The organism is Microbacterium indicum DSM 19969, from assembly GCF_000422385.1.
GTDB lineage: Bacteria > Actinomycetota > Actinomycetes > Actinomycetales > Microbacteriaceae > Microbacterium > Microbacterium indicum.
Window position 1 is genome coordinate 55,702 of record NZ_AULR01000013.1, and the last position, 25,382, is coordinate 81,083.

25 protein-coding genes are annotated in these 25,382 nt (G+C 70.4%); 7 read left to right on the top strand and 18 right to left on the bottom strand.

The genetic code is table 11. The features are described from left to right. Positions 1-15: 15 nt before the first annotated feature. Positions 16-2,484: an aminopeptidase N gene (gene pepN / locus H576_RS0109800; RefSeq protein ID WP_029150800.1), complete on the bottom strand. Its 2,469-nt coding sequence runs from the start codon at positions 2,482-2,484 to the stop codon at positions 16-18. 64 nt (positions 2,485-2,548) lie between these two features. Between pepN and H576_RS15215 the strand changes: the two genes are divergently transcribed. Then, the gene (locus H576_RS15215; RefSeq protein WP_051172578.1) at positions 2,549-3,010 is read left to right on the top strand and encodes a MarR family winged helix-turn-helix transcriptional regulator; all 462 of its coding nucleotides are present in this window, start codon (positions 2,549-2,551) and stop codon (positions 3,008-3,010) included. Further along, positions 3,007-4,242 (top strand): MFS transporter, encoded by a 1,236-nt coding sequence (locus H576_RS0109810; protein WP_029150801.1) that lies wholly within the window; start codon positions 3,007-3,009, stop codon positions 4,240-4,242. Before H576_RS15215 ends, H576_RS0109810 begins: the two co-directional genes overlap by 4 nt. A 61-nt stretch (positions 4,243-4,303) precedes the next feature. On the opposite strand, the gene H576_RS15220 is transcribed toward H576_RS0109810, so the two are convergent. Then, positions 4,304-5,539 carry a multidrug effflux MFS transporter gene (locus tag H576_RS15220; RefSeq protein WP_036320307.1) on the bottom strand — a complete coding sequence of 412 codons (1,236 nt, stop codon included), beginning with the start codon at positions 5,537-5,539 and terminating at the stop codon, positions 4,304-4,306. 58 nt (positions 5,540-5,597) lie between these two features. Here H576_RS15220 and H576_RS15225 point away from each other — a divergent pair, with 58 nt between their 5' ends. Both H576_RS15225 and H576_RS0109825 read left to right on the top strand, forming a co-directional pair. Beyond that, entirely contained in the window at positions 5,598-6,035 is a 438-nt protein-coding gene (locus H576_RS15225) for a MarR family winged helix-turn-helix transcriptional regulator (protein WP_036320309.1), read from the top strand. A gap of 64 nt (positions 6,036-6,099) precedes the next feature. Continuing rightward, the gene (locus H576_RS0109825) at positions 6,100-6,522 is read left to right on the top strand and encodes an organic hydroperoxide resistance protein (protein ID WP_029150802.1); all 423 of its coding nucleotides are present in this window, start codon (positions 6,100-6,102) and stop codon (positions 6,520-6,522) included. A gap of 73 nt (positions 6,523-6,595) precedes the next feature. On the opposite strand, the gene H576_RS0109830 is transcribed toward H576_RS0109825, so the two are convergent. Together H576_RS0109830 and H576_RS0109835 are read right to left on the bottom strand one after the other, a co-directional pair. Further along, positions 6,596-8,314 (bottom strand): long-chain-fatty-acid--CoA ligase, encoded by a 1,719-nt coding sequence (locus H576_RS0109830; RefSeq protein ID WP_029150803.1) that lies wholly within the window; start codon positions 8,312-8,314, stop codon positions 6,596-6,598. Between the two features lie 99 nt (positions 8,315-8,413). After that, positions 8,414-9,010 (bottom strand): TetR/AcrR family transcriptional regulator, encoded by a 597-nt coding sequence (locus H576_RS0109835; protein ID WP_029150804.1) that lies wholly within the window; start codon positions 9,008-9,010, stop codon positions 8,414-8,416. A gap of 111 nt (positions 9,011-9,121) precedes the next feature. Here H576_RS0109835 and H576_RS0109840 point away from each other — a divergent pair, with 111 nt between their 5' ends. Next, positions 9,122-9,658, top strand: coding sequence for a hypothetical protein (locus H576_RS0109840; protein ID WP_051172563.1), 537 nt, complete (start codon positions 9,122-9,124; stop codon positions 9,656-9,658). Between the two features lie 12 nt (positions 9,659-9,670). On the opposite strand, the gene H576_RS0109845 is transcribed toward H576_RS0109840, so the two are convergent. The 14 genes from H576_RS0109845 to H576_RS0109915 all read right to left on the bottom strand — a co-directional run bounded on the left by H576_RS0109845 (position 9,671) and on the right by H576_RS0109915 (position 23,979). Further along, positions 9,671-11,548 carry a heavy metal translocating P-type ATPase gene (locus H576_RS0109845; RefSeq protein ID WP_211215799.1) on the bottom strand — a complete coding sequence of 626 codons (1,878 nt, stop codon included), beginning with the start codon at positions 11,546-11,548 and terminating at the stop codon, positions 9,671-9,673. Continuing rightward, on the bottom strand, positions 11,545-11,934 hold the full coding sequence (locus H576_RS0109850; RefSeq protein ID WP_029150807.1) for an ArsR/SmtB family transcription factor: 390 nt from the start codon (positions 11,932-11,934) through the stop codon (positions 11,545-11,547). Before H576_RS0109850 ends, H576_RS0109845 begins: the two co-directional genes overlap by 4 nt. 61 nt (positions 11,935-11,995) lie before the next feature. Then, the gene (locus H576_RS0109855) at positions 11,996-12,181 is read right to left on the bottom strand and encodes a hypothetical protein (protein WP_029150808.1); all 186 of its coding nucleotides are present in this window, start codon (positions 12,179-12,181) and stop codon (positions 11,996-11,998) included. A 47-nt stretch (positions 12,182-12,228) separates the two neighbouring features. Then, positions 12,229-12,918: a hypothetical protein gene (locus H576_RS15230; RefSeq protein WP_051172566.1), complete on the bottom strand. Its 690-nt coding sequence runs from the start codon at positions 12,916-12,918 to the stop codon at positions 12,229-12,231. Between the two features lie 144 nt (positions 12,919-13,062). Next, on the bottom strand, positions 13,063-14,535 hold the full coding sequence (locus H576_RS0109870; protein ID WP_245559161.1) for an FGGY-family carbohydrate kinase: 1,473 nt from the start codon (positions 14,533-14,535) through the stop codon (positions 13,063-13,065). Between the two features lie 19 nt (positions 14,536-14,554). Then, complete coding sequence (locus tag H576_RS0109875; RefSeq protein WP_029150810.1) at positions 14,555-15,358, bottom strand: BtpA/SgcQ family protein; 804 nt, start codon at positions 15,356-15,358, stop codon at positions 14,555-14,557. A gap of 45 nt (positions 15,359-15,403) precedes the next feature. Further along, positions 15,404-16,189 (bottom strand): DeoR/GlpR family DNA-binding transcription regulator, encoded by a 786-nt coding sequence (locus H576_RS0109880; RefSeq protein ID WP_029150811.1) that lies wholly within the window; start codon positions 16,187-16,189, stop codon positions 15,404-15,406. Continuing rightward, complete coding sequence (locus H576_RS15235) at positions 16,176-17,531, bottom strand: amidohydrolase family protein (RefSeq protein WP_051172567.1); 1,356 nt, start codon at positions 17,529-17,531, stop codon at positions 16,176-16,178. The genes H576_RS0109880 and H576_RS15235 overlap by 14 nt, the downstream gene beginning before the upstream one ends. After that, entirely contained in the window at positions 17,528-19,063 is a 1,536-nt protein-coding gene (locus H576_RS0109890) for an ABC transporter ATP-binding protein (RefSeq protein ID WP_029150812.1), read from the bottom strand. The genes H576_RS15235 and H576_RS0109890 overlap by 4 nt, the downstream gene beginning before the upstream one ends. 29 nt (positions 19,064-19,092) lie before the next feature. Further along, the gene (locus tag H576_RS15240) at positions 19,093-20,190 is read right to left on the bottom strand and encodes a BMP family ABC transporter substrate-binding protein (RefSeq protein WP_051172569.1); all 1,098 of its coding nucleotides are present in this window, start codon (positions 20,188-20,190) and stop codon (positions 19,093-19,095) included. Positions 20,191-20,225: 35 nt separating this feature from the next. Then, positions 20,226-21,191 (bottom strand): ABC transporter permease, encoded by a 966-nt coding sequence (locus H576_RS15245; RefSeq protein ID WP_051172571.1) that lies wholly within the window; start codon positions 21,189-21,191, stop codon positions 20,226-20,228. Further along, positions 21,188-22,309, bottom strand: coding sequence for an ABC transporter permease (locus H576_RS15250; protein ID WP_169564338.1), 1,122 nt, complete (start codon positions 22,307-22,309; stop codon positions 21,188-21,190). The genes H576_RS15245 and H576_RS15250 overlap by 4 nt, the downstream gene beginning before the upstream one ends. 192 nt (positions 22,310-22,501) lie before the next feature. Then, entirely contained in the window at positions 22,502-22,999 is a 498-nt protein-coding gene (locus H576_RS0109910) for a DUF4274 domain-containing protein (protein ID WP_051172574.1), read from the bottom strand. 98 nt (positions 23,000-23,097) lie between these two features. Beyond that, positions 23,098-23,979 (bottom strand): alpha/beta fold hydrolase, encoded by an 882-nt coding sequence (locus tag H576_RS0109915; RefSeq protein WP_029150814.1) that lies wholly within the window; start codon positions 23,977-23,979, stop codon positions 23,098-23,100. Between the two features lie 52 nt (positions 23,980-24,031). On the opposite strand from H576_RS0109915, the gene H576_RS0109920 reads away from it, so the two are divergent. Together H576_RS0109920 and H576_RS0109930 are read left to right on the top strand one after the other, a co-directional pair. Beyond that, positions 24,032-24,457 carry a DUF6389 family protein gene (locus tag H576_RS0109920; protein ID WP_029150815.1) on the top strand — a complete coding sequence of 142 codons (426 nt, stop codon included), beginning with the start codon at positions 24,032-24,034 and terminating at the stop codon, positions 24,455-24,457. Positions 24,458-25,158: 701 nt separating this feature from the next. After that, on the top strand, positions 25,159-25,382 hold a 224-nt coding region (locus H576_RS0109930; RefSeq protein WP_029150816.1), incomplete at its 3' end, for a transposase.

Here is a 25,382-nt window from a genome sequence, read left to right on the forward strand (position 1 = left end):
GCCCCTCTCGTCGCGTCAGTTCGCGGCGCGCACCCGCAGGTCGCGCGCCAGGTGGTCGCGCTGCTCGATCACGAGGCGGCGGAGCGAACCCGGGGCGTCGTCGTTCGCGGCGAGCCAGGCGTCGACCTTCTCGAGCGAGTCGCCCGCGGGGAACAGGCCGCGCACGAGGCGGCGGGCGATCTCGATCGAGCGCTCGGCCCACGTCGGGCGGATCCGCGCGAAGTAGTCGTCGTCGAAGCCCGCGACGAGGTCGCGCCGGCCGCCGGCGCGCACGCCGTCGATCGTGGCGCCGAGGTGATCGTTCGTGAGCGACGTGTCGGTCCACGCGCCCTCCCACGCGGCGGCGCGGACGTCGGCTTCGGGGCGCGCGGCGAGCGCCGCGACCGCCGCGGTGCGGCCCGACATCGTGTCGTCGCGCGCGAGCTCGGCGCGGATCTCGTCCTCGCCCACGGCGCCCGTCGCGGCGAGCGCGAAGATCCACGCCCAGCGCAGGTCGGCGTCGAGCGCGAGGCCCTCGGGTGCGGGCTCAGATCCGTCGAGCATCGCGCGGATCGCTGCCGATCGGCCGTCCGAGACCGAGGCCGCCGCCCCGAGGGCGCGGGCCCAGGCGAGCTGCGCACCCGAGCCCGGCCCGGCGGCGCGGAGCGACTGGGCGACGACGTCGAGCCACGCGGCGCGCGCGGCGTCGCGATCGGCGTCCGCGACGAAGTGGTTGACAGTGTGCGCGGCGTTCGCGAGCGTTCCCGCGAGCAGGCCGACGTTCGCCTCGCGCGGCGCGTGGCGCTCGACGATCGCGAGGAAGCGCCCCGCCGGCAGCAGACCGTCGCGCGTCGCGTTCCAGAGGGCCGACCAGACGAGACCGCGCGCGAGCGCGTCGTCCAGGCCGCTGAGCGCCTTCTCGACCGTCGCGAGCGAGCGCTCATCGAGGCGCGCCTTGGCGTAGGTGAGGTCGCCGTCGTTGATGAGCACGAGATCCGCGTCCGGGAGCTCGATCGGCGTCCGCTCCTCCGTGAGCTCGACGTCGACCGACTCGGTGCGGACGAGCGCGTCGCCGTCGAGCGCGTACAGCCCCACCCGCAGGCGGTGCGGGCGGGCGTCGGTCTGCACGAGGGCGGATCCGTCGTACGAGATCTCGCTGACGCCCGTCGTCTCGAGCCACGCCCGCGACCACGCGCGCACGTCGCGGCCCGACGCGTCCTCGAGCGCGACGAGCAGGTCGTCGAGCGTCGTGTTGCCGTAGGCGTGGGCCCGGAAGTACGCCCGCGCACCCGCGAAGAACGCCTCCTCGCCGACGAACGCGACGAGCTGCTTGAGCACCGAGGCGCCCTTGGCGTAGGTGATCCCGTCGAAGTTGAGCTTCGCCGCCTCGAGATCGGGGATGTCGGCGACGATCGGGTGGGTCGTCGGCAGCTGGTCCTGCTCGTACGCCCAGGCCTTGCGGCGGTTCGCGAACGACGCCCAGGCGTCGGAGAAGCGCGTCGCCGCGACCGAGGCGTGGGCCCCCATGTAGTCGGCGAACGACTCCTTGAGCCAGAGGTCGTCCCACCAGCGCATCGTCACGAGGTCGCCGAACCACATGTGCGCCATCTCGTGGAGGATCGTGTTGGCCCGCGCCTCGCGCTGGGCCTCGGTCGCGGCGCCGCGGAAGATGTACGCCTCGGTGAACGTGACGAGCCCGGGGTTCTCCATCGCGCCGAGGTTGTACTCGGGGACGAAGATCTGGTCGTACTTGCCCCAGGGGTAGTCGAACCCGAACGCGTCGGCGTAGAAGTCGAGTCCCTGCTTCGTGACCTCGAAGATCTCTTCCGAGTCGAGGTGCGCCGCGAGCGAGGCGCGCACATAGGCGCCGAGCGCGACGCGCTGCTCGCCGCGGGTCCACTCCCCCGAGACGCCGTGGTACGGCCCGGCCGCGACCGCCGTGATGTACGACGAGATCGGCAGCGTCGGGGCGAACTCGACGGTCTGCTCCTGGCCGCCGCCCATCGTGACGAGGGCGCGGCCTCCCGAGAGCACCGTCCAGCCCGCGGGCGCCGTGACGCGGAAGGTGTAGCGCGCCTTCATGTCGGGCTGCTCGAAGGCGGCCATGACGCGGCGCGAGTCGGCCGGCTCGTACTGCGTGTAGAGGTAGGTGGCGCCGTCGACGGGGTCGACGAAGCGGTGCAGGCCCTCGCCCGAACGGCTGTACGCGCCCGTCGCCTCGATCCGCACCTCGTTCTCGGGCCCGAGGCCCGTGACCGTGATGCGCGCGCCGTCCCAGATGACCGGGTGGTCGACGCCGTTGACGACGACGCGGTCGACGCTCTCGCCGAGGAAGTCGATCCACGTCGACTCCTCCCGCGCCTGGAAGGCGAGCGTCGTGGCGGTCGGGAAGCCCGTGACCTCCGCGTCGGGCGCGCCGGTGAGGTCGAGCTCGACCTGCACGGCGCTCAGGGTGATGGCGGCCGACCGGGCCGCCGTCTCTTCTCGGCTGAGGTTCGCGGTCATGGATCCATCGTAGGTTCCGCCGAATAGATGCCGTAGTTATATACCTCTGGTATCTTTGTTGGACGTGACACGCTCTCACGACCTCGAATCGCTCATCATCGGCGCCCACGCCCTCACGCGCACGGCCGCCGTCGACATGCAGAACGAGACGCCGTCGGCTCAGTGGCGCACGCTCGCGATCCTCCTCGAGCGCGGCCCGCTGCGGCTCGGCGACCTCGCGCGCCTGAGCCGCGTGACGCAGCCGGGCATGACGCGGCTCGTCGCGACGATGACCGAGGCCGGCCTCCTCGAGCGCGCGCACGACCCCGACGACCAGCGCGCCGTGATCGTCGCCGCGACCGACGAGGGATCCGCCGCGTACGCCGCCTGGCGCCGCGAGCTCGTCGCCGCCCTGCTCCCCCGGTTCTCGGGGCTCGACGACGACGACTGGCGGGCCCTCGGCCGCGCCGCCGAGATCCTCCGCGAGCAGCTCGCCGAGGCCACGACATCCCACCCTCACACAGCAGAAAGGGGATCCTCTCGATGAGCAGTCCCTCCTCCGGATCCATCTGGAAGCAGCCGCTTCCCGTGTGGGCGATCGCGTTCGCCGCGGTCGTCTCCTTCATGGGCATCGGCCTCGTCGACCCGATCCTCCCCTCGATCGCCACGTCGCTCGACGCGACGCCGACGCAGACCGAGCTGCTCTTCACGAGCTACCTCGCCGTCACGGGCGCCGCGATGTTCTTCACCTCGTGGGTGTCGAGCCGCATCGGCACGAAGGCGACGCTCCTCATCGGGCTCGCGGTCGTCGTCGTCTTCGCGTTCCTCAGCGCGATCAGCGGATCGGTCGACGAGATCATCGGGTTCCGCGCGGGCTGGGGCCTCGGCAACGCCCTCTTCATCTCGACGGCGCTCGCCGCGATCGTCGGAGCCGCGGCGGGCGGTTCCAGTGCCGCGATCATCATCTACGAGGCCGCGCTCGGCCTCGGCATCGCGGTCGGCCCCCTCGTCGGCGGTCTCCTCGGGGAGGTCAGCTGGCGCGGCCCGTTCTTCGGCGTCACGACGCTCATGGCCGTCGCGTTCATCGCGATCGTGACGATGCTGCGCATGCCGAAGCAGGAGCGCAGCCCCCTGCACCTCTCGGCGCCGTTCCGCGCGCTCGGCCGCCCCGCGCTCGGCATCCTCGCCGTCACGGCGCTGTTCTACAACATCGCCTTCTTCATCCTGCTCGCGTACTCGCCGTTCCCCCTCGGGTTCGGCGCGATCCAGATCGGCTGGACGTTCTTCGGCTGGGGCGTCGCGCTCGCGATCACGAGCGTGTTCCTCGCGCCCGCGCTCATCCGCGCGTGGGGCCTGCGCAACACCCTGACGGTCATGCTGCCGCTCCTCGCGATCGACCTCGTCGTCGCGGGCTTCATCGTCGACAGCAAGGCGGGCCTCGTGACCTGCATCATCATCGGGGGCCTGATCCTCGGCGTGTGCAACACCGTGCTGACGGAGGCCGTCATGGAGGCGACCGACCTGCCGCGCTCCGTCGCGTCGTCGGCCTACTCGGGGGTCCGCTTCCTCGGCGGCGCGATCGCCCCGCCGCTCGCGACGGCGCTCGCCGACGCGTTCAGCTCGACGATCCCGTACTGGTTCGCGGGCGCCTCGGCCGCGATCGCGGCCCTCGTGATCATCTTCGGCCGCCGCACGCTGCGCCGGATCGATGCGCACGCGGCCAGCGAGGTGGAGGAGGCGGAGGCGATCGCCGTGGGCGACGCCGCCGCGGGAGCCTGACCTATTCGTCGACGCCGAGGGGCGCGGATCCGTTCGGGATCCGCGCCCCTCGGCGCATCCGCTAAGCGCGTCCGGCGCGGCGCGCGACCCCGTACGCGGCGAGCGCCGCGGCCGCGGACGCGACCATGACGATCGCGCAGGGCATCGCGGTGTCCTCGCCCGCGACGCTCACGAGGGGCGAGATCACGGCCGCGAGCCCGAACTGCGCGGCGCCGAGGACGGCGGACGCGCTCCCCGCGGCGCGGGGAACCGCCGCGAGCGCGAGCGCCGATCCGTTGCCGAGGACGAGACCCAGCGGAGCGACGGCGACGAACACCGCGACGGCGAGCAGCCAGACGGGCGCGCCCGTCGCCGCGATCAGCAGGAACAGCGCGGCCCCGACCGCCGAGATCCCGAGCCCCAGCCCCATGAGCCGCTCGGCGGGCACGCGGTCGACGAGCTTGGCCGACGCGGCGCTCACGACCATGAGCGCGAGGGCGTTGACGCCGAAGAGCAGGCTGTACTCGAGGGTCCCGAGCCCCATCATCGTCTGGTAGATGAACGGCGACGCCGAGATGTAGGCCATCATGACGCCGAACCCGAAGGCGAACGCGAGCGTGTAGCCGAGGTAGCCCCACGTGGCGAGCGGGGCGAGCGCGGATCCCTCCCGCGCCTTGTCGGCGCGCATCGCGTCGCGCCGCTCGCGCGGCAGCGACTCGCGCACCCCGAACACGACGGCGACGAGGCTCGCGAGCGCGATCACGGCGACGACCGCGAGGACGCCCCGCCAGCCGAGGGGGTCGGCGATCACGCCGCCGATGAGAGGCGCGACGACGGGCGCCACTCCCCCGACGATCATCATGAGGCTCATGGCCCTCGCGGCCGCGGGCCCGACGGCGAGGTCGGAGATCACGGCGCGGCCGAGGACCATGCCGGCCGCGCCCGAGAGACCCTGCACGACGCGCGCCGCGATGAGCACGCCGACGGTCGGGGCGACCACGGCGGCGGCGCTCGAGAGCACGAAGATCACGGCGCCGACGACGAGCGGCGTGCGACGGCCGTATCGATCGGAGAGCGGCCCGAAGACGAGCTGGCCCGCGGCGATGCCGACGAGGAAGGCCGTCAGCGTGAGCTGCACGCCCGTCGCGCTCGTCGACAGGTCGGCGGTCATCGCGGGGAAGGCGGGCAGGTAGAGGTCTGTCGCGAACGGCGTGACCGCCTGGAGGAGCGCGAGCACGAGGAGCAGGCCCGCGCCGATCCCGGGCCGCGCCGCGCGCTGCGCTGCGGTGTCGCTTCGGAAGGAGGTCGTGGAGGTCATGCGATCCAGTGTAGTTATTGATCAATAATTATCAAATCATCACGAGTACACTGGCGGCATGCCGCACTCCGTCACCGACGACCAGCTGGCCGACCTCGCCGAGATCGTGTCGGCGCTCTCGCGCACGATCGAGCGCCGCCACGCCGACGCCGACATCACCGAGCTCACGGTCTCCGAGCACGCCGTGATGCGCTTCGTCGACCGCAACCCCGGAACGACGCCGAGCGCGATCGCCCACGCGGTCGACATGCAGCGCCCCAACGTCAGCGCGCTCCTGCGGCGCCTCGAGGAGAAGGGCCTCCTCATGCGCACCGACGCGCCCGGTGACGGTCGCGGCGTGACCGTCACCTCGACCCCGCGGGCCGCCGAGAACCTCCGGCGGCTGCGCCAGGTGTGGAGCGGCGCCCTGTCCCCCGCGCGCGGCGCCGGGGACATCCCCGACCTCACCGAGCGGCTCACCGAGATCCACGACCTCCTCTCCGCGTCGCGCGGCTGACGGGCGAACCCATGGATCCGCTGTGATCGGCCCGGCGGATCCGGCGCGTGCTTAGTCTCTGATCATGGACGCTGCATATACGACAGAAGCACTCGCGACCGGAGCCGGCCGCAACGGCCACGTCTCGGTGATCGAGTCGGACCTCGAGTTCGACATGGCGATCCCGAAGGCGATGGGCGGATCGGGCGCGGGCGCGAACCCCGAACAGCTCTTCGCGGCGGGCTACTCGGCCTGCTTCCACTCGGCCCTCCAGAGCGTGGCCCGCTCGCGCAAGGTCTCGATCGAGGGATCCTCGGTCGGCGCCCGCGTGTCGATCGGGTCGAACGGCGAGGGCGGATTCGGCCTCGCCGTCGAGCTCGAGGTCGTCATCCCCGAGCTCGACCACGCGACGGCGCAGGACCTCGCCGACGCCGCCCACCAGGTGTGCCCCTACTCGAACGCGACCCGCGGCAACATCGAGGTGAAGGTCACCGTCTCCGACGACTGATCCTCCAGGAAAGGGCCGGTGCGCGCGGACTTCCGCACGCACCGACCCCTTCTTCGCACCCGCAGCCCGGCGCCTACTTCTCCGTCGCGCCGCGCCCCGCCGTCATCCGGTCGCGCACCTCGCGGCGCAGCACCTTCCCGACGAGGGAGCGCGGCAGCTCGTCCATCCGGACGATCCGGCGCGGGATCTTGTAGTCGGCCAGGTGCGCGCGGCAGAAGTCGCGCAGGGCCCCGTCGTCGAACACCCGCCCCTCGGCGATCTCGACGGCCGCGGCGACCTGCTCGCTTCCGTCGGGGCGCCGGAGCCCCACCACCGCCGCGGCGACGACGTCGGGGTGCGCCTCGAGCGTCTCCTCGACCTCGTGCGGTGCGACGTTGTATCCGCCCGTGATGATGAGCTCCTTGATCCGGTCTACGACCGTCACGAAGCCGTCGTCCGAGACCGTGACGATGTCGCCCGTGCGCAGCCATCCTCCCGGCAGCAGCGCGGCCGCCGTCTCCTCGGGGCGCTTCCAGTAGCCCGCGAACACCTGCGGCCCGCGCAGCAGGAGCTCTCCGGCCTCGCCCGGCCCGACCTCGGCCGACGGATCGTCGATGCGGACGACGCGGATGTCGGTGCCCGGGAACGGAACGCCGACGGTCCCGGGGCGCCGCGTCGGCCCGATCGGGTTGCCGAGCGCGACGGGCGATGTCTCGGTCATCCCGTACCCCTCAACGAGCAGGCCGCCCGTCGCCTCCTCCCACCGCCGCACCGTCGCGAGCGGCAGGCTCATCGCCCCGGAGATCGCGAACCGCACCGTCGAGACGTCGATCGCGCCGTGCGCCGCGCTGCGTGCGAGGGCGTCGTAGACGGGAGGGACGCCGGGGAGGAAGGTCGGCGGATCCGCCTTCGCGGCGTCGGCGACGAGCGCGGCGTCGAAGGTCGGGAACAGCACGAGCTTCGCGCCGATGCTCATCGCGAAGGTCAGGCAGAGCGTGAGCCCGTACGCGTGGAAGAGCGGCAGCACCCCGTAGAAGGTCTCCTCGCCCTCCCGCAGCCCCGGCACCCACGCGCGCCCCTGCATCGCGTTCGCGCGGAGGTTGCGGTGCGTGAGGATCGCGCCCTTGGGCGTTCCCGTCGTGCCGCTCGTGTACTGGAGGATCGCGACGTCGTCGACGCTGGGGCGGCGGTGCCGACGCGGGAGGCGCCGCCCGCCGACGAGCTTCCGCCACGCGATGACGCCACGCGATCGCGGGCGGGCCGTGAGCTTCGCGCGCGCCTCGCGAGCCGCCGGGACGGGGAGGCGCAGCGCCGCGCGCTTCCCGAACGGCATCTCGGCCGTCATGTCGACCGCGACGATGTGGCGCGGGCGCACGTCGCTCGGCAGCTCGGCGACGACGTCGGCGGTCCGGTCCCACACGATCGCGACCTGCGCCCCGTGATCCTCGAACTGGTGCCGCAGCTCCCGCGGGGTGTACAGCGGGTTGTGCTCGACGACGACCGCGCCGAGCCGCAGGACCGCGTAGAACGCGACGACGTGCTGAGGGCAGTTCGGCATGACGAGCGCCACGCGGTCTCCCGCCTGGACGCCGAGCCGGCGCAGCCCCGCCGCGGCGCGGGCGATCCGCTCCCCCAGGTCGCCGTAGGTCGTGCGGGCGCCGAAGAACACGAGCGCGGTCGTCCGGCGATGGCGTCGGACGCTCCGATCCACCATGTCGACGAGCGTCTCGGTGACCTCGGGGATGTCGTCCGGAACCCCCGGCGCGTACGCCGTCGTCCAGGGTCGTTCTGTCCAGGGGCCGGTCGGTTCCACGTGCTCTCCTCCGGGGCGGGGCGGGTCCCTCCATGCTGACAGGGCCCACATGCCGCGAGCGGCACACCTCGGTCCTCGGAAGTCGGGATACCCGGTCCTCTACCGGATCGCGGCCGAGACGACCGCGGCGAAGGCGCCTCCGACGGCGCCCGCGACGGAGTTCGCGTCGCCGAGGTAGCCGTTGACCATCGCGCCGTCGCGCAGGACCATCAGCTGGCGGGCGGTCGCGTCGACGTCGTGCGCCCCCGCCGACGCTGCGATCTCGGCGAACTGCTCGAGCATCCACGCGCGGTGCGCGTCGACGGCCGCGCGCACGGGATCCCCCGGGTCGGCGAACTCGGCGGCGGCGTTGATGAACGCGCAGCCGCGGAAGCCCGGCCGGCAGCTCGCCTCGCCGATGCCCGCGGCGAGCGCGCGGAGGGATCCGATCGCGTCGCCTGCCCCGCGCGACTCCTCCATCCAGGCCCGCTCGGCCGACGCCTGCTGCTCGAGGTACGCGACGACGAGCTCGCCCTTGCTGCGGAAGTGGCGGTAGAAGGTGACCTTCGTGATCCCGACGTCGTCGATGATCCGGTCCGCGCTCGTCGCGCGGATCCCCTGGGCGTAGAACAGCTCGCTCGCCGCCGTCAGGATCCGGGCCCTGGTGTCCGCGGCCGAGGACCGACGCGCCGCGGGGGCCGGTGTCGTGGGGGTCATTCTTCGCTCCGAGGTTCGCGGCGCGGGTTGCGTTCGCGGTGGGGAAAGCCTATCTTCGCTCATGTAGACGTACTAGTAACTCTACATCCCAACCTTCGATCGGAGAGCCCGATGTCCATCCCCTTCGCCGCCGCCCTGCGGCGCCTCTACGCCGTCCGGTTCGTCTTCGCGATCGCGTGGGCGGCCGTCGTCCTCGCGGCCGCCCCGACCGGGGCGTTCCTCACGATCCTGCTCGTGATCTATCCGCTCTTCGACGCGGGATCGGTCCTGTGGCAGCTGCGCGCCGCACCCGCTCGATCGAGCGCGTCCGAGTGGATCAACGTCGCCGTCAGCGTCGCGGTGGCGGTCGCACTCGGGGTCGCCTCGACCGTCTCGATTCCCGCGGTCCTCGTCGTGTGGGGCATCTGGGCGATCGGATCGGGCATCCCGCAGCTCGTCACCGCGATCCGCAACCGCGCATCGGGCGGCCAGGTCGCGCAGATGCTCAGCGGCGGCATCTCGGTCTTCGCGGGCGCGGGATTCGTGTTGCAGGGGATCCAGGGCGCGAGCTCGGTCGCCGGCCCCGCGGGCTATGCCGCGATCGGCGGGATCTTCTTCCTCGTCTCGGCGATCCGCCTCAGCGTCCTGCTCCGGCGGACCGCGGCCTGATCCCGGCCCGCGTCAGCGGCGGGCGCGGCGCCCCGGGATCAGGCGCGCCGAGTTGAGGATGAACGCCGTCTCGCTCCCCACATGGATGAGGGCCGCGACGACGGGGCTCAGGAACCCGAACGCCGCGAGGCTCATGCCGAGGAGGTCGATGACGATCGTGCCGATGAAGTTCGCCATGACGATGCGGCGAGCGCGGCGGGCGACGTGCACCGTGCGGACGAGGTCGTCGAGGTCGGAGCTGATGAGCACGACGTCGGCGCTCTCGCGCGCGATGTCGGTTCCGGAGCCCATCGCGATCCCGACGTCGGCCCGCGCGAGCGCCGGAGCGTCGTTCACGCCGTCGCCGACCATCGCGAGCCTCCGGCCCGCGGCGCGCTCGGCGTCGATCGCCGCGAGCTTCTCGTCGGGCAGGAGCCCGGCCCGGACGTCGTCGATCCCGACCTCGGCGCCGACCGCGCGGGCCGTGGCCTCCTGGTCACCGGTGATCATGAGGGTGTTCAGGCCGCGTCGGTGCAGCTCGGCGACCGCGCGGCGCGCGCTGTCCCGAATCGCGTCGGCGAGCAGGATCGTCCCCGCATAGACGCCGTCGACCGCGACGTGGACGGGGGTCGCGGTGCCCTGCCCGTCGAGCGGGTCGGGCGCGCCGGGGACCAGCGCGCGGTTGCCCGCGGCGACCGATCGGCCCGAGACCGTCGCGGCGAGCCCGCGGCCGGGCTCATAGGAGAATCCCTCCGCCGCCCCGAGCGCGAGGCCCCGGCCTCGCGCCGCCGCGACGATCGCCTGACCGAGCGGGTGCTCGGAGGACGACTCCGCGGCCGCGACGAGCGCGAGCAGCTCGTCCTCGTCCGTGCCGGGCGCGGGGCGGATCCCGACGACGGTCGGCGCTCCGGACGTCAGCGTTCCCGTCTTGTCGAACACCACGGTGTCGACGGACGAGAGGGCCTCGAGGTGGGCGCCGTCCTTCACGAAGGCGCCCGAGCGGGCGATGCGGGCGATGGCCGCGAGCGCGGCGAGCGGCGTGCCCGCCGCGATGCCGCACGCGCCCGCGACGACCACGACCGAGATCGTCGCCGTGAGGTCGCGCGTGACGAGGAACGTGACCGCGGCGCCCGCGAGCGCGAGGTACACGAGCCACGCGGCGAGGCGATCGGCGAGGCGCTGGACGGGAGGCTCCGACGACTGCGCCTCGCGCACCGCCTCGACGATCCGCCCGTACGACGAGTCGGCGCCGATCCGCTCGGCGCGCACGTCCACGGCACCGACCTGGTTGATCGACCCCGACAGCACTTCGCTGCCGACCGCGACGTCGACGGGGAGCGACTCCCCTGTGATGCGCGACTGGTCGACGCTCGAGGAACCCGCGACCACCGTGCCGTCGACGGGGATCCGCCCGCCGGGGGCGATCACGACGACCTGCCCCGCGCGCACCTCGGCGAGCGGCGACACCACGACATCCGCCCCGTCGCGCAGCTGCACCGTCTCCGGCAGGAACGCCATGAGGTCCGTGAGGGCGTCGCGACCGCGGTCCATCGAGAGGTCCTCGAGGATCTCGGCGGCGAGGACGAAGGTCGTGATGACGAGCGACGTCACCCACTCCCCGATCGCCGCGGCGGCGGCGATCGCGATGAGCATCGACAGCTCCATGCTCATGCGCCGGTGCCGCACGTCCTCCCACGCCTCGGCGAGAATCGGCCAGCAGCCGACCACGAGCCCGAGCACCGCGACGACCGGCACGGACGGCCACGGCCCGGTCAAGCCGAGGGCGACCGCGGCCGCGCAGGCCGCCACGAACAGCGTGCGCGCGAGGTCGCCCCGGTCGATGCGGCTCCAGAGGCTCCGCTCCGCCATCACCCGGGGCGATCCCGAGGCCTGCTCCGCCGCGACGCTCACGACCCCGAGCCCTCGGCGCGCTCGGGGAGCCCCTGCGCCCCGAGGTGATGCTCGGGGACGGAGCCGTCCACCACGTGCTCGGCCTGGAACACGGCGTGCGTCACGAGCTGACGCGCGTGCTCGTCGATCAGGCTGTAGAAGACGCGGGTGCCCGACTGGCGGGCGGCGACGACCCGCCCCCACCGCAGCTTCGCGAGGTGCTGCGAGACGACGGTCGGCGACTTGCCGACACGCTCCGCGAGCTCGCCGACCGCGAGCTCGCCGTCGCGCAGCGCGAGGATGATCCGGATCCGCGTCGCGTCCGACAACAGCGTGAACACCTCGGCGGCGAGATCGACGTACTGACTCTGCGGGTCGAAAGTGCACTTCTTCGAATCTTCACTCATACGCAGATACTAAGACTGCGTCGAGCTGGCCCGCAAGGCGTCGAGGCGACGCGCCTCGAGATCAGTCGGACGCGATCCGCAGCGTCCCGACCTGCGCGTCGTACGCCGCGTTCATGAGCGGGTACTCGGCCTCGGCGGACAGGTCCATCTGCCCGAGCGCGCCGGCCCAGTACCGGAGGATCCGTCCGCCCTCGGCCGCGGGGTCATCGGCGATCGAGTCGAGGTCGATCTCGATGGTGAGCTTCATGGGGTTCCTCCGTCGTCTCGAGCCGCGCGGGATCCGCGCGCGGGGCCTCAGTATCCCTCGGGCCAGGTGAACGCCGCAGGCGCGGTCGCCGTCTCTCCGGCCGACGTCACCACGATGTCGATGTCCTCGTGATCGGCGAGCACGATGTCGGCGGGATCCCCGGAGTACTCCTTCTGATCCACGAACACCGTCATGGTCTGGCCGTCCTGGCCGTCGGTGTACGCGCCGACGGTGCCATCCGAGAGCGGCACCTGCCACTCGTCGAACACCTGCCCGAGCGTGAAGTCCTCGACCGTCGGGGACTCGACGTGGATGATCCCGGAGTCGTCGTGCGTGTGCAGCGGCGAGATCTCGCCAGCCGCCTCGTCGATGCCGAGGTACGCCGGGACGGAGACCGCGGTGCCGTCGACCGTCACGCTGAGGTGGGAGTGGATGTGGAGCGCGGTCCCCTCGGCGGTGAGCATGTCGAGCCCTGCCGACTTCACGGCCGACTCGACGTCGGACGGCACGGCCCAGGTCGTCCCGGATCCGCCGGCCGCGGCCGCGGAGGGCTGGCTCGTCGCGTGGACGATCGGGATGGCGACCGCGGCCACGACGCCGGCGGCCACGACGACGCCGCCGGCGATGACCGCGGTGCGGATGCGCCGAGTGCGACGCCGCTCGGCCTGGCGCCTCCGCTCGGCCTCCTCGCGGGCGGCCTGCCGGGCGGCGTTCTTCGACTCGCGCTTCTGGTTCACGCTTCTGCTCTCGTTCGGGGATCGACACGACGTGCCGGCCACTCCCCCAGAGAGAGCGACTCACCTACGGTAAGTACGTGGCGCCCGGACGCAAAGCCAGGGCCCGAACCCTCAGCAAGCGCATAGCGCCCTGCAGGTCGTCCGTCATCGTCGAGCGAGGGCTCGCATCGTCGGCGCCGTCGCGCCCGCGAGCTCGCGCCACAGCGAGTACGCCTCGTCGTATCGACCGACGAGATCATCCCGCGGCTCGATCGTGTCACCCTCCTCGACGAGCGCCAACGGCGTCGTCCAGTCGGCGAAGATCCCGACTCCGATCCCTGCGGCGATGGCCGCGCCCAGCGAGGCGCCGGGATGGTTCCTGACGGTCCGCAAGGGCACGCCGAGCACAGACGCATGGATCTGCTTCCACAGGAGAGACGTCGCGCCCCCGTTCGTCACCGTCGCCGACGACAGGAGGACGCCGCGCTCGCTCAGCACCTCGGCGTTGTGGCGGAAGCCGAACGCGATCCCCTCGAGGGCGCTGCGGTACAGGTCGACAGCGTCGTGCCCCAGGTGCATGCCCGCGAACACCCCGCGCAGGTCGACGTCGTTGATCGGGCTCTTCTCACCGAGAAAATACGGCAGGCACAGGACCTCAGAAGCCGGGCGACCGGCGGCTTCGCCGTCCATCGCGGCGAGGTCCTCGATCTTCAGCAGCCCCTGGACCCATCGGACCAGGCTTCCGCTGGTCGCCATGCATCCGTTCGGCAACCAGAGGTGAGGGATCGTGTGCGAATCGAGGAAGAACCGCTCATCCGTGATCGGCTCTTCGGACACGGCGAGGATGTCTCCCGCCCCGCCGAGCTTGACCAGCCAATCCCCCACCTGCGTGAGTCCGGCGCTGTACGCCGACAGGACATGATCCGCTCCGCCGACGACCAAGGGGATCCCCGCCGGCAACCCGACGCCGGCGGCGATATCTGCGCGCAGCTCGCCGACGACGGCCCCGCTGGGCTTCACGGGAGCCAGGCGATCGCCCGCTCCCGCCACAGCTGCCACCGCCGGTGCGAAAGGTGAGCGGTCCAGGTCGAACAGCCCGGACTCCACCGCCCAGTTCACCTCGACGTGAGGAATCGCCCCCAAGGCTGTGAGCAGCCAGTCGTAGGACCCCAGCACCGCGTACGTGCGACGCCAGACGTGGGGCTCGTGCCGTGCCACCCACGCCAGTTTCGGGGCGACCGACTGCTGCGTCGTCACGGACCCGGTCGCGCTCAGCGGATCCGCATCGGAGAGAGCCGCCGTGAGACGGGCCACCTCCTCACCGGCCCGGGCGTCGTTCTGCAGCATCGCGGGGCGAAGCGGCTCGCCGTCGGATCCGACGAGCACGACGGCGGGAACCATCCCGGTCGTCGCGATCGCCTCGATGCGGCGTCCGGGCGTCAGCGCGACGACCTCGGCGATCGCGGAGAGGGCGTTCGTCCGCCACTGCTCAGGGTCGGCTTCCGCCCATCCCGGCGCGGGCGAAGACAGTGTGTTCGCCCGGGACGCCGAAGCGATGACGCCCTGATCCGAGTCGACGAGGACCACTTTCACTCCGGTCGTTCCGAGGTCCACCCCGATGAGAACGCCGTCTGTCACGATCGATCGCCTCCGATCCCTACGCGTGTGCCGCGTCGACGAAGCGCCGTGCACGGTCCGGGTCCACCGGGTTCCAGGTATACCCGTCGACCTTGAGCGACGAACCGACGATGCATCCGTCCGCGATCGTCAGCATCTCCGCGATCGTGTCGGCGCGAGCGCCGGTGTTGAGCAGCACCGGCGTCTCTTCGGGTGTCGCGTCTCGCACGTCGCGCAGCACCGAGGCATCAGGACCCGCGCCTGCCATCGGGCCCGACACCAGGATCGCATCGGCGAGCGACGAGACCACCGTCGACTGTGCGACCTGCGCGAACGATCGAGTGCCGATCGGCGACGCGAACTCGGGCGAGATGTTCATCAGGATCGCGATGTCCCCGGCGTCGAGACGACGCCGTTCGCGAAGCGTCTCCGCGGCGTCGGTGTTCCACAGGCCCATGTCGGATTCCCAGACGCCGGTGACGACCTCGCGCAGGAATGACGCACCGGTCGCGACCGCCGTCGCGAGGGCGATGCGCGGGTCCCACAGGTAGTCGACCCCGAAGGGGATCGTCGAGGGACGGCACTCGGTGACGACGCGCGCCATGACAGCCGACGCTTCCGGCCCCGCGTGGAGCTGATACGGGCGGTCGTTCTCGTTGCAGAACATCACCGCGTCGAACCCCGCGTCCACCAGCAGGTCGACGTCACGCTGCACCTGCTCGACCAGCGCGTCGACACCGCCCACGGAGTCGTAGAGGGGGGTGCCTGGCAGGGCGGGGACGTGCGCCATCGCGATGAGCGGCTTGTCTGTGCTCGGAAAAACGGCGCGGAAAAGAGAGGTCATGATTCTCCAGAGGATGAGTCGGGTCGGACAGGTCGTTCGCGCCCGTTACGGCGCGAGAGGGCGCACGAGCAGCGTCTCCACGCCGGCTTCTCGTGCTGCGGACACGCACGGATCGTCGCCGGGGGCGTCTGTGACGAGGAGCTCGACCGCGGACAACGGCGCGATGCTGACGAGGTGCACGCGGCCGAGCTTCGCGGAGTCGACGCCCACGATCACCCGCCTGGCGGCCGCAACCGATGCGCGTTTCACGGCGGCTTCCTGCGGGTGGTACTCCGTCAGCCCGCGCGCGGCATCCACCCCGGCGACTCCCGCGATGAAGGTGTCGCAGTTGTAGGTGCCGATCAGACGCTCGGCCTCGGAGCCGATCAGGCTGAGCTCCCCCGGCCGCAGCGTGCCGCCCGTGACGACGATGGTCGTATCCGGTTCTTCGGCGAGGATCGTCGCGACCGTCAATGAGGGCGTGATCACGGTCAGCCCCAACCCGCGTCCGCAGATCGCGTGGGCGACCGCGGCGAGCGTCGATCCGCTGTCGAGAATGACGGTCTCCCCTGGTGAGAGCGCATCGGCGATAGCCGTCGCGATATGCATCTTGGTGTCCACCGCCCGGCCAGCTCTCGCGCCATACGACGGCTCGAACGCGGTGCCGCTGCCGTGCACCGCGATCGCGCCGCCGGAGATGCGGCGCACGATGCCCGTGCTCTCGAGCGCCTCGATGTCGCGGCGGATCGTCATCTCGCTGACGCTGAGTTCGCGCGCCAACTGGGCGAACTGCACCTCGCCGTTCCGTGTCACTCGCTCCTCGATGAGCGTGCGCCGTTCACTCGCGTCCACGGTGCTCCTCTGCCGCCAGCATCCGGGCCGTCAGCGTGTCGTAATCCGTCTGCTGCGCGCGGAGCGCCGCCGGAACGTCGATCGTGAGGACGTCCTGGTCCCGCATCACCCATCGGCCGTCGACCATCGAGTCGCGCACCGATGCACCGCTGGTGCCGTACACGAGCGCGGACTCGAGACTCTGAGCGCCGACCGGACCGCGCGCGATCTCGGAGATCGGGATCGCGATCATGTCGGCGACCGCGCCCGGCACGAGAGTGCCATCGACGGCCGCTCCGCCGAGCGCACGATGGCCGTTCACCGTCGCGATCCGAAGGATCTCCGCCGGGGTCACCTCGTTCGGGCGGCGGGAGGTGAAGGCAGCCAGCTTGCCGAGCGTCGCCATCTCTTCGAACAGATCGGCATTGGTGTTGTTGCAGGGGTTGTCGGTGCCGAGCGCCACGTTGACGCCCGCGTCCAGTGCCGCCCTCACCGGAGCCGCCGGCACACCGGACTGCATCGCGACCGATGGCACGACCGAGATCGTCGCGGGAGTCCCCGCGAGCAGAGGCAGCTCGTCGGTTCGGATCGTGTTGCCGTGAGCGAGGATCGTCGGGACGCGCAGCATTCCCATCTCGGTCAGCTGCGTCAGCGCAGACGTACCGAAATGCGCCTGGCAGTAGTCGTCTTCTTCGCTCGACGTCGAGAAGTGGACGTGCAGCCCCACGCCGAGTCGTTCGGCGACATCCCGCGCGATGACCATCGCCTCGGGTTGGTTGTCGACGAAGAAGGCATGCGGCCCCAGCCAGCCGCGCACGATCCGCGACGCGCCCTGGATCTGCTCGGCGAATCGCGTGGCCGCCGCGACCTCTCGAGCGCGAGCGTCGTCATCGCCCAGCTCGACGATGCCCCAGGCCAGTGCGGCACGCAGCCCCGAATCGATCACGGCGGGCGCGATCTGGTCGGCGAAGAAGTACTGATCGGCGAACGCGGTGATCCCGTGGCGGATGAAGTCGGCGCAGCTGACCTGCACCGATGCGGGGACGAGCGCGGGCGTCAGATGCGCTTCTCGAGTGCGCAGGACAGCGAGGAATCCCTCCATCGTCAGCAGCGAGTGCCCCTCAGCGACGCCGCGCATCAGCGACATCGGCGTGTGCGCATGGGTGTTCACGAGGCCGGGCATCAGCACGGCGGCACCGAGATCGACGGTCCCGGGGCCGCTCGGGCGGGCGCCTGTGAGCGGTTCGACCGCCGTGATCGTCCCATCGACGACCTCGACGACCGAGGGACCGGTCGGCGACGTCCCACCCGTCCAGACGACATCGGCGACGATGCGATGGGTGTCGTTCTGCGCCGCGTTCATGCGGCCTCCTTTCCGGCCGCCATGATGCGGCCGATGCGTTCGCGGTCGACGGCTTCTCGGGGATACGGACCGATCAGCTGCCCGCGGTACATCACCGCGATTCGATGCGACAACGCGAAGATCTCGTCGAGCTCCGTTGAGACGAGGAGCACGCCCGCCCCGTCCTCGCCCGCAGACAGCAGCGCACGATGGACGAACTCGATGGAGCCGACGTCGAGCCCGCGGGTCGGCTGGTTGGCGAGAACGAGGGAAGGCTGACCGTCGAGCTCGCGTCCGATGACGATCTTCTGGAGATTTCCGCCGGAGAGCGATCGCACCACCCGCGTCGGCGCCCCGCCGCGCACCTCGTAGTCGGCGATCAGCCGGGTCGCGGACTGGCGACGTGCACGCCTGCGGATCAGGCCGTACCTGCTGAATCGGCGGGAGCGGTAGGCCGTTGCGGCGGCGTTCTCCTCGAGAGTCGCATCGAGATTGAGGCCGACGCGCATTCGATCCTCCGCGATGTGAGCGATCCCCGCCGCACGGCGGCGTACGGGGCTCAGGGGCGTCAGATCAGTGCTCTCCAGTCGCAGCTCGCCATCGGCGAGCGGAACGAGACCGGCGATGGCCTCGATGAGCTCATCCTGCCCGTTCCCGCTCACTCCCGCGATGCCGAGGACCTCTCCGCTTCGAACGTCGAGGTCGAAGGTCGCGTCAGGGTCTGCGGCGAATCCGCCCAGGTGCAGGCCACGGCCCTCCAGCACCGGACGCCTCTCGCCTGTCACGGGGCGGATCTCCGGGCTGTGGACCTCGCGACCCACCATCAGCCGTGCCAGTTCTGCGTCGTCGGCCTCGCCCCGAACGAGGTTCGCAACCACCTCGCCGCGACGCATCACGATGATGCGGTCCGCGACTTCCTGGACTTCGGGCAGTTTGTGCGAGATGAACAGCACGGAGTGTCCCCGGGCAGCGAGGCCACGGATCATGCCGAGCAGTTCGCGCGCCTCGGATGGAGTGAGAACCGCGGTCGGCTCGTCGAAGATCACCGTGCGGGCGTCGGCTGCCAGTGCTTTGAGGATCTCGACGCGCTGCTGAGCGCCGATCGCCAGCTCCGACACCCTGCGAGCCGGATCGATCTCCAGACCTGCGGCTTTCGCCACCTGAGCAACATGATCCCGCGCGGCGCGATCGTCGTAGAAGCCGCGCTTCGCCGGCTCGCGTCCGAGCAGGACGTTCTGCGCGACGGTGAATCCGGGGACGAGCTCGAAGTGCTGGTGCACCATGCCCAGTCCCGCATCGATCGCGTCCTGCGGGTTGCGGATCTGACGCTGTTGCCCGTCGATGTGGATCGTTCCCGCGTCGGGGGTGTGCACCCCGAACAGGATGTTCATCAGAGTCGACTTGCCGGTGCCGTTCTCTCCGATGATCGCGACGACCTCCCCGGGCCAGACCTCGAGCGACACGTCCGCAACGGCGAGGACGCCGGAGGACGCGAAGTACTTGCGCACCCCGCGCATCTCGAGTCGAGGCGATGTCGACGAAGTCTGGCCCATGGTCATCTCCTTCGGAGGGCGAGGGGGTATCAGCTGTTCAGCCCGAGAGCGACGCACTCGTCGCTGGTCGGGTCGTTGAGCGCATCGCAGACGGTGACATCCCCGTCGAGGATCTGCTGCTGCAGATCTGCGACGGAAGACTGGATGTCAGGCAGCTTCGCGACGAGAGCATCGGGGCCGTTGTCGGCGAAGACAGTGGATCCGTCGTCCCACGACAGCCCGCTGACGCCGTCGGCCATTCCCGCGGCGACGAAGCCGGACTGGAACTCGTCGTCCATGGCCGCCTTGATGAGGTTGAAGGTGGTCATGTCGACCCGCTTCATGACCGAGGTGATCACGGTCCCGGGGGCATCGCCGTCCTGGTCGGAGTCGACTCCGATGGCGTATGCGCCTTCCTGGCTCGCCGCCGTGAACACGCCCTGCCCGGAGAGCCCTGCGACGGCGTAGACGATGTCGTCGCCCGCTTGGTACAGGGCGAGCGCCGCTTCCTGGCCGACGGACGGGTCGGAGTACTCGTTGTTGAGGTAACTGGGTGTGACGACGCAGTCCGGGCACGCAGCGAGGACGCCCTGCTTGTATCCGTAGAAGAACTGGTTGATGCCGGGGTTGTCGCCGCCGAGAACCGCCCCGACCTTCTTGGTCTCGGTCATCGAACCCGCGACGAAGCCCCCGAGGAAGCTGGATTCGCTGACGTTGATCGAGTAGGCCTGGACGTTGGACGGCAGCTCGTCGACGTAGATGTCGCTGGGGACGCCGAACAGCTGATCAGGGTTCTCATCTGCGACGGCGAGAAGCGAGTCCGGGTCGAGCCCGGGAGCGAGGATGATGTCGGGGTGTGTGGCGACGGTCGACCGCAGCACGCTCTCCTGCTGCGACACGGACTCGGCTTCGACGACGCGCCCGGTGACGCCGAGCTCCTGCTCGGCGAGCTCGCCGCCGGCGATCGAGGAGTCGATGTAGCCGCCGTCGCCGGCGGCGCCCGGTGTGACGAGCGCATAGGTGAAGGTCGAATCGTCTGCGGACGATCCTGCGGAGGCCGCAGTCTGACCGGAGCAGCCGGCAAGTGCGAAGATCGCTGCGCCGGCGAGTGCCACGGTGGCCGCGACGCGGGTGGGGACGTGGGGCATGACTTCTCCTCGGATAGGGGTGCTGCGTGGGATGGTCAGGGCGCGGTGCGCTCTGTGGAAGGTGCTGAACTCTGAGGCAGGCGCAGCTTGGAACTCCGGCGCCACAACCTGATGACGCCGGCGCGCGAGCTTGCGCGCAGGCCGACGAGTACGAGCGCGACGAACGCAGCGCCCTGGGGGATGAACTGCGTGACGTTCGCCGGAACGTCGAACTGCTGGAGTCGGATGCTGGCGGCGCTCGCCAGCCCGAAGACGCCTGCGGCGGGGATCAGGAGAGCAGGCTTGTTCAGCGCGAGAAGCGCTGCTGTGATGCCGATCCACCCGCGATCCGCGCTCATGTTGCGGGTGAACAGCCCCAGGTCTCCGACGGACAGGAACGCACCGCCGAGCCCGGCGATCGCTCCCGCGGCGATGAGCGCACCGATCTGCATTCGAGAGACCTTCAGCCCCGCGCTTTCGGCGGCGAGAGGCGCCTCTCCTGCCGCGAGAAGGTGGCGGCCCGGGCGGGTGCGGAACCACATCGCCACGATGAACACGAGGATGTACGCGAGATAGACGAGCCAGTTCAGGCGCGACAGGAGGTTGCTGATCACCGGGATCTCGCCCAGAACCGGGATCGCGATCGGTGAGATCGGATCGACATCGGGTTTGTAGGTGCCGACTCCGCCGAGGAACGAGCGCATGAGGAACACGGTCAGCTGCAGCACGAGGATGTTGAGGCCGATGGCCAGGACGACGAGGTCGACGCCGAGCCGATGCGCGCCGGCCATGATCGCTCCGATCAGCGCGCCCGTCGCCGCCGCGGCGACGACGCCGAGCAGCGTGTTGCCGGTCACTGCCGCGACGAGGATCCCCGTGAAGGCGCCGGCGAGCACCTTGGACTCGATGGCGAGGTTGAGGACTCCTGCGCGGGCGGACAGCATCGATGCGATCGCCGCGAAGAGAATCGGCGTCGTCAGGCGGATGCCCGAGTTGAGGAAGTCGGCCAAGGCGGTGATCATGCGACGCTCTCCGTCTGCTTCGTGGCTCTCGTGCCCGGATCGAGGAGGAGGCGGGAGGCCCGCCGCCGCTCACGAGCGCGCTCGATTCGGGTCGTGAGCGGGGTCTGGAAGGCGACGAACACGATCATCAGCGCGAGAACCGTCGAGCCGATCTCACGCGGGACGCCCAGGAGGATCTGGAGCCCGTTCACCGCTCCGACCGTGATCCCCGCGTACAGGATCCCGACGACTCCGGCGCCGATGGCGGTCGTTCCGCCGAGGATCGCGGCGGTGAGTCCGGTGAGGCCCGTGCCGTCGCTGAAGCCCTCGATCACCCGGTAGTTGGTGCCGATCACCTGGATGCCTCCGCCGACTCCGGCGAGCGCACCGCCGATGAGCCCGGCGCGCAGGACGCTCGCCGTTCCCGACATGCCGGCGTAGCGGGCGAAGAGCATCGCTTCGCCGCTCATGCGCTGCTCGTATCCACGTGTGGTCCGCGACAGATAGAACCAGACGAGGACGGTCGCGATCAGAGCGAGAACGAAAGCGAGGCCGACCTTGGTGGAGCTGTCGAACAGAGGCAGCCTGGCGGTGTCCGCGATGCTCGGGGTGTATCCGACGGTCGACGCTTCGGCGCGAAGCGGGTAGTTGACGAGGAAGTCGACGAGGAGGCCGGCGATCGTGTTGAGCACGATCGTGATGATCAGCTCGTTGACGCCGAGGAAGACCTTCAGGACCGCCGGGATCACGCCCCAGAGCCCTCCGACGATCGCCGCAGCGGCCAAGCAGAGCACCGGGTGGAGACCGGCGGGCGCCGGAATCGCGTACCCGACGACCGCACCGGCGAGTCCTCCGAGAGCGTACTGCCCCTCCTGTCCGATGCTGAAGAGGCCGCTGCGCAAGCTGACGACGGCGCCGAGCGCGCAGAAGATGATGGGACCCGCGAGCGCGAATGTGCCCCCGATGTTGCAATACGCAGGGTCGCATCCGAACCCGGCTTGGACGACGGTGACGGCCGCGGCGAACGGCGATACGCCCAAGGTCCAGATCAGCAGGCCGCCGATCGTGAGCGCCAAGACGATCGCTGCGACCGGGAGCGACGCGCGAATGACGACGCGCTCCGCACTTTCTCGATTCACGGCTCTCCCTCTCACTCACGGACTTCGACGTGAGCAAGAGTGGCGCGCGGATGTTGCAGATTCACATGACGTGCGTGTCTGGCGTGTTACATATTCACATCATTGGCGATCGAACCAGATCCGGATCCACATGGGTACAGCCCATGCGACATGGCGAGCGCGGGATCGAAGTCCCGCAAGGGATCGTCCCGGTCAGAGGACCGGTTCGAGGAAGGCGTCGCCGAGGGTCCTCTGCGCGCGCTTCGTGTGCGCGGCGCGCAGGGTGTGTTGGCGGTCGGTGAGCGCCGGGTCGTCGAGGCCGAAGAAGCCCGTGTCGAACCGGTTCGCACCGACCGGGAAGGCCCGATCGCGGAGCCTGCCGACGAGCGTCGTGCAGTAGGCGAGGATCGTGCGGAATCCCTCCGGATCCCGCTCCGCCTCGCCCGCGTACACCTCTCGGATCGCCGTGTCCTCGTCGTCGAGGTGCAGCTGCGCCGTGTCGTCGAGCTCCCAGAACATGCGCAGCGCGAGCGCACGGTCGCACCGCGGGTGTGAGACGACCGCAAGCGGGACGGCGAACCCGTCGTCCCAGTTGTACGAGCTCATGAGCTCCCACAGCGCGCCCTCGTCGGGAAGCGCGGCGACGAGAGCGGTCACGTGTGCGGAACGGGGGTCATCGTTCTCGATGATCTCCGCGACGTCGTCCCTCATGGTGGTCCTCGGTTCGCGGGTGGGTCGCCCAGGTCGGATATCGGGTCGTCCTCGCGTTCGGTCCTGGTGCGTCTCCGCGTCTGACATCGTCGGCTCGTTCACCCGTGACGATTCTCGCCCGTGGGAGCCGTGCGCGCATACCCCGGGCCCGATGGCTCCACGGCGGCCAGCCACTCCGCGAGATCGACCGACAGCGCCTCCGGAGCGTCGAGCTGGATCAGGTGCCCCGCCCCGGGGATCACCGTGAGCGACGCATGCGGGATGGCGTCGCGCAGCCGCCGCGCCCGATCGAGCGGGATCCATGTGTCCTCCTCGCCCCAGACGATGTGCACGGGTTCGGAGATGTCTCCGTACGCGGCCTCCACCTCGTCGGTGAAGCGCTCGTCGGCCTGCGCGATCTGCCGATAGAACGCGGGTCGACCGGCCGGCGTGCACCACGGATCCACGAGCATGCGCAGGTCCTCCGGGCGCAGGCCGCGGTGGCTCGCCCCGCCGATGTAGGCCTCGAGCGCGCCCCGGTGGACGGCGGACGGCACCTGCTCGAAGACGGCCGCGTGCTCCTTCACGAGGGTGAAGAACGGCGATCCCCATGGCGACAGCGCGACGATGTCGACGAGGCACAGCGAGGCATATTCGGCGCCGTGGAGGAGCCGCGCCCGCAGCGCCACGGCACCCCCGAAGTCGTGCGCGATGACGTGCGGGCGGGAGAGCCCCCAGTGATCCAGGAGGTCGGCGAACAGCTCACCCTGCTCCCCCAGGTCGACGGGATGGGACGGATCCATCGACGACCGCCCGTACCCCGGCATGTCCCAGAGATAGACCGTGAAGTGGTGCGCGAGCGACTCGGCGATCGGCCGCCACAGCTCCGACGACCACGGGGTGCCGTGCAGGAAGACGAGTGCGGGGCCCGAGCCGCGGGATCCCCATCGCACGGTCCGGCCGCGCCAGGCGAACTCCTCGTCGAGTGCTGTCGAGCTCATCCCGCCAGTATCCCCGCTCGGTGTCGGACCATCGGCCGGATAGCGTGGGGAGGTGGATACACGGCAGTTCGCAGACGCCCTCAGGCCGGTTCTCGACGGACGATCGGCCGGCGCGGCGAGCACGCTCGTGCAGCTGCAGGCGGCCGCGGAGCAAGCTGGGGGCGGCATCGACGGCATCGCGATCGATGTGTTCGTCGATCAGGACGGCGAGGGACCGTTCGACGTGTGGGCGCGCTTCGAGGGCGATGCCGCGTTCGGGCTGGATCGCCGGTTCGACGACGACCGCCGCCTCTTCGGCGTCGAATGGGGCGAGGAGGGCTGGGAACCCGAGGTGCCGGGGCGCCCGCGCGGCTGGACGCGCGACGACCTCGAGCGAGCCGTGCTCGACGCCGTCGCCGAGTGGCTCGCGCCGCTCCTCCCGCTCGGATCGCGCGAGGGGTTCTGGCGGGTCGGGGCGCCGGGCGGGTTGACGGCGTGAACCTCGGTCAGACGCCTGCGGCCGCCGACGAGATCAAGTCCCGGACACGAAGAAGCCCCGACGAGAACTTCATCTCATCCGGGCTTTCTGTCGAGCTGACAGGATTTGAACCTGCGACCCCTTGACCCCCAGGCGTCCAGACAGCGTCATCGAGGCCGAAATCCGCGTGATTCCGGGCCTCAGATCATGCAGCGCGACTCACGAGATGCATGAATTGCATGGTTCTGGTCCCCCTCTGGTCCCCCTCGTGAAGGCATGTGAGCTACTGAGACTGCTCTTTGGCTGGCGGGGTTTGGACCGGCACCCCGTACAACTCCACCTCAATAGCCACGCCTCTAGTCATGGATATCCGCGCGTCGCACCGACCTCGCGTTCCACCCGTCGTCGTGCTCACCTACGGCGCACCGGCGCCGCTCCTCTGCGTTCAGTGCATGGATGACGGCAGACCGGTGACTCAGCCAACAGATCAGAGAGGGGCTCGCGAATCAATCGGCGATCAGCTATGAGCAACCTACTCAGAGGAGATCTGCAGGCACTCAGTCCCAGAGCTTGATCCTGAAGAACCCGCCCTGGGGCGTGTCGTGGAAGTCAAACCCAAGCTCATCTGCCCACGTCTGTAGGTGCAATGCCATGGGACTGCTGCACGGATAGGTGACATCTGATTTGGCTTGCCCGCGGGGTGGGCCTGGAAGGATGTTGCTGTGCCCAAGCCCTACCCGTCCGAGTTCCGTGACGACGTTGTGCGCGTCGCGCGGAACCGTGAGCCCGGAGTGACGATCGAGCAGATCGCGAAAGACTTCGGTGTTCACCCAATGACGCTGCAGAAGTGGATACGTCGCGCTGACATCGATGAAGGTCCGAAGCCCGGCCAGTCGCGGACCGAGGCGGCGGAGATCCGTGAGCTGAAGAAGCGGAACCGTCTGCT